The 4160-nt window shown below is 41.7% G+C and carries 4 protein-coding genes; 3 read left to right on the forward strand and 1 reads right to left on the reverse strand.

The genetic code is table 11. The features are described from left to right. Nucleotides 1-255 precede the first annotated feature (255 nt). From NJ959_RS26390 to NJ959_RS26400, 3 genes are all read left to right on the forward strand, one after another. The gene (locus NJ959_RS26390; protein WP_254014736.1) at nucleotides 256-675 is read left to right on the forward strand and encodes a hypothetical protein; all 420 of its coding nucleotides are present in this window, start codon (nucleotides 256-258) and stop codon (nucleotides 673-675) included. Continuing rightward, nucleotides 651-1220 (forward strand): hypothetical protein, encoded by a 570-nt coding sequence (locus tag NJ959_RS26395; RefSeq protein ID WP_254014737.1) that lies wholly within the window; start codon nucleotides 651-653, stop codon nucleotides 1218-1220. Before NJ959_RS26390 ends, NJ959_RS26395 begins: the two co-directional genes overlap by 25 nt. Nucleotides 1221-1391: 171 nt before the next feature. Continuing rightward, nucleotides 1392-1979, forward strand: coding sequence for an ATP-binding protein (locus tag NJ959_RS26400; RefSeq protein ID WP_309242717.1), 588 nt, complete (start codon nucleotides 1392-1394; stop codon nucleotides 1977-1979). Between the two features lie 201 nt (nucleotides 1980-2180). Here NJ959_RS26400 and aspS read toward each other — a convergent pair whose 3' ends face one another. Further along, nucleotides 2181-3962 (reverse strand): aspartate--tRNA ligase, encoded by a 1782-nt coding sequence (gene aspS / locus NJ959_RS26405; protein ID WP_254014738.1) that lies wholly within the window; start codon nucleotides 3960-3962, stop codon nucleotides 2181-2183. Nucleotides 3963-4160 lie beyond the last annotated feature (198 nt).

Genomic DNA, 4160 nt, shown 5'->3' on the forward strand with positions numbered 1-4160 from the left:
GGAGTGGGGAATAGGGAGTGGGGAGTGGGGAATAGGGAAAGTTTGTTTTTGTTTGACTTCTCCCCCTTTTGAAAAAGAGGGATTCTAAAATTCATCCCATCCGTAAATCTAGTTACGTGTTTTTACGGTTGCACTATCGCAATTGGCGGTGTTACAATTAGTCGCATTTAACATACCTTGTCGTCAACTGGATTTCCTAGTCGGCTTTGGGGACAAAGGAGATCAGGGTGAGACTCTCATCAGAGGTATCAGGCAATGCGCACAAACGAATCGCAGCGAAAAAAAAATTCCTCTAAATCTTCATCAAGATTACCGCCAAAGAATTCTTCAGTCTCGTCGTCAGTACCTGTTAAGGATTCGACTCAAGCTTTTATTCCTCGCGACAATAGTTTAGTAGAGTCTACAGATTGGTCTATTCAAGCATCACCTGCGGTAAAATCTTCTGGGGAAGAGGAAAAACTCACACCATCAGCGCTGCCATCAAACTGGAATTTTAATCGGCTGATTGATAGTTTATTAGAAAATGGTGGCTCACCGCCATTAGCTTACCCGAATTCTCGGACATCTGCTCCAGAGATACAGACACAAACTCTGCCATCAGATGAGGTGGGATTAGTACAACCAGCAAAAGAATCGCCAGGTGAGATTGGGTGGAAGATAAATCAGCCTGGTTAGCAGCACGGGATCTACCAGCGAAGTATTTATCAGTTGAAAGCTATCGGGAAGTGAATGATGTAACAGCCCAGTTGGGTAAAAAATTTAGCTGGTGGGATATTGGCAACGATTGTATACTTAGTGAGCGAGCCACCGATATCATGAAAACAGCCCTAGAAGCAATCGCCCGCACATATAAAGAGATTAGAGGGCAAAACCTAACATTGCAAAAACTAGTCGATGCTATTGCCTCAACACTCAACACGAAACCAGAAGAATTTTGTAGCGATATAAAAGAAGTTTATATACAAACAGTATTAGTCATACTTGATACCGGATCTAATTTAGTGTCGAATCCATTGCTATTGAAAGCAGACGAGGAAATAGTTATATCACTATACAATACATTCGAGGAAATAGCCAATGTTTATCAAGAGCAATGGGGACGAAAACCCAGACTTAAAGAAGTGTTAACTATTCTTACTATGTCCTTAGAGTCTAGTTTAGGATATTCTGTATCGGATGCTGACGGCGAAACCTATATTGATGATATTGTGGTTGAATAACAGTCTAAGTTTAATGATTCAGAACCTTAATATTGTGATATAAACCCCAACCTAACTTATCACCAATCAACTAATAATCTACCCCACCAACAAAACAGAGGAAAGCACTACCATGAACCCAACAAACACCCCAAACTGGTATACCGCCAACTACATCTACCTAATGACAGAATTGGTAACGAGCTAAAACTAGACGTATATCAGATTAAATTATCCGCCGTATTGAGTAAATATATCGGGGAAAGCGAAAAAAATCTGCAACGAATATTTGAAGCCGCTGCTGGAGCCAACGTTATTTTACTTTTTGACGAAGCTGATGCCCTATTTGGCAAAAGGACAGAAGTGAAAGATAGCCACGATCGCTATGCTAACATGACAATTAGCCAACTTCTCCAGCAGATAGAGAAGTATAGGGGTTTAGCTATTTTAACCACTAATATGAAAGATGCTATCGATCGAGCATTCACCAGAAGGCTCCATTTTAACATCGAGTTTCCTTTCCCAGATAAAGAAGCCAGAATCAGAATATGGAAAAGTATGATCCCAGCGAAAGCTCCTACCCAAGATCTCAATTTTACCAGGCTAGGGCAACTCATTATCAGTGGTGGAAGTATCCGCAATATTGTTTTAAATGCCGCTTTTATGGCAGCGGATAATGGGGAACCAATTATGATGAAACATATCCTAGTTGCTACCAGAAGTGAATGTGTAAAACATGAGAAATTACTGACAGATATCGAGATTAGAGGTTGGGTATAAAGGTGAGAGGATCGTCTTAATAAGTTTATTTTTGCTTTCCCAAGGTTTGGTTAAAAGTACAGAATTGTATAGCAGTAATTTTAAGGTATGTGAGGTGCAGAGAAACCCGGTTTCTCTAAGAAACCGGGTTTCTGAGGTGTACTTCATAAACCTGCAATCTGCTGTTTAACTGCCTTGTGGATTCCTATAACCCCAGGTGAATCATTTTTTGAGATTCACACTCACATGTAATTCTTTCAACTGTTTCTCATCAACACGAGCTGGAGCGTCTGTTAACAAACAGCTTGCTTGCTGTGTTTTTGGAAATGGAATCACATCCCGAATCGATTCTTCTCCTGCTAATAACATCACTAATCTATCTAATCCGTAAGCAATTCCGCCATGAGGTGGTGCGCCATATTCAAAGGCTTCTAACAGAAAGCCAAACTTATTATGAGCTTCTTCTGGAGATAAACCAATGGCTTCAAATACTTGTTTTTGAACATCTGGCTGATAAATCCGGAGACTACCACCACCGACTTCATAACCATTATAAACTAGGTCATAAGCTTGCGCTCTGGCTGTTTTCAAATCGTTGATATCGTCAGGATGAGGGGCAGTAAATGGGTGGTGTAGGGCTTCCAACCGTTTTTCGTCAGAATTCCATTCAAACATGGGGAAATCTGTCACCCAGAGCAAGTTAATCTTATCTTTGTCAATCAGGTTTAACTCATTGGCAATGGCTTGACGCAATTTGTCTAAAGTTTTATTCACAATTTCAGTAGTATCGGCACAAAACAGCAGCAAATCACCTGCTTTGGCAGCAGTCATTTCTAATAGTTTCTGTTTCTGAGTCTCGCTGAGGTTATCTTTAATTGCGCCAATTGTATCAATTTCGCCATTATCTCGCACCCGGATATAAGCCAGCCCCTTTGCACCTGCTTCATTGGCGACTTTAAACAAATCTCCACCTGGCTTAATCCGGACATTGGAAATCGCGTCATTACCGCTAGGAATGGGTAATACTTTCACTTTACCCCCAGATGCGATCGCACTGGCAAATACTTTAAAACCGATGTCTTTGAGCAAATCAGAGACATCCACTAATTCCAATCCATAACGAGTATCGGGTTTATCGCTACCATACTTTGCCATTGCCTCAGAGTATGTCAATCGTGGGAAAGGATGGGGCAAATCGATTCCTTTAACTGTTTTGAAGATATAACAGACCAATGTCTCATTGAGTTTGATAATATCCTCTTGGGACATGAAACTCATTTCCATATCCAACTGAGTAAACTCTGGTTGTCTATCTGCCCTCAAATCTTCATCGCGGAAACACCGAGCAATCTGATAATATCGGTCAAGACCAGATACCATCAATAACTGTTTAAAAAGTTGAGGTGACTGAGGTAAAGCATACCATTCACCTGGATTAACGCGAGATGGCACTAAATAATCTCTTGCCCCTTCGGGGGTGGAGCGGGTTAAGATGGGGGTTTCCACTTCCACAAAACCTTCCTCATCTTCCAAGAAACGGCGCATCGCTTTCACCACTTGATGGCGCAATAATATATTTTGGCTCATGCGATCGCGCCGTAAGTCCAAATAGCGATACTTCAAGCGCAAATCTTCCCGCACTGATTCATTATCCCCTGTGGCAACCTGGAAAGGTAATTGCTTCCGCACGCTATTGAGGAGTTCGATTTTATCGGCGTAGACTTCAATCTCACCCGTTGGTAATTTGGGGTTGAGGGAGTCATCGGGGCGTGCCAATACTCTACCTGTAATGCTTACTACATATTCATTTCTTAGCTTTTCAGCATCTGCGTAGGAATCTGGGGTACGCTGAGGATCGCTGACAATTTGAATAATGCCACTGCGATCGCGCAAATCTAAAAATATCACGCCTCCATGATCGCGGCGACGGTCTACCCATCCACACAGGGTAACTGTTTTGCCAATTTGTTCTTTTTTTACTTCGCCGCAATAATTAGTTCGCATACTCGCTCTTGGGTAACTCTCGGCTTGAGGATAGGGAATCGGTAAAGATCAAGCCTGAAATCTATGATATAGCGGTTTTCAGTTGAATGAGGTACAAACTAATTAATTGCTTAATCGAATCGCAGCAGACGGGCTACACTCCCAAAACGAGTAAGCTGCTGTCCATTTAAACTGTATATTTTCAATTTAGGGAAAAAG

The sequence above is a fragment of the Limnofasciculus baicalensis BBK-W-15 genome, assembly GCF_024178385.1.
In the GTDB taxonomy this organism is placed as follows: Bacteria; Cyanobacteriota; Cyanobacteriia; order Cyanobacteriales; family Coleofasciculaceae; genus Limnofasciculus; species Limnofasciculus baicalensis.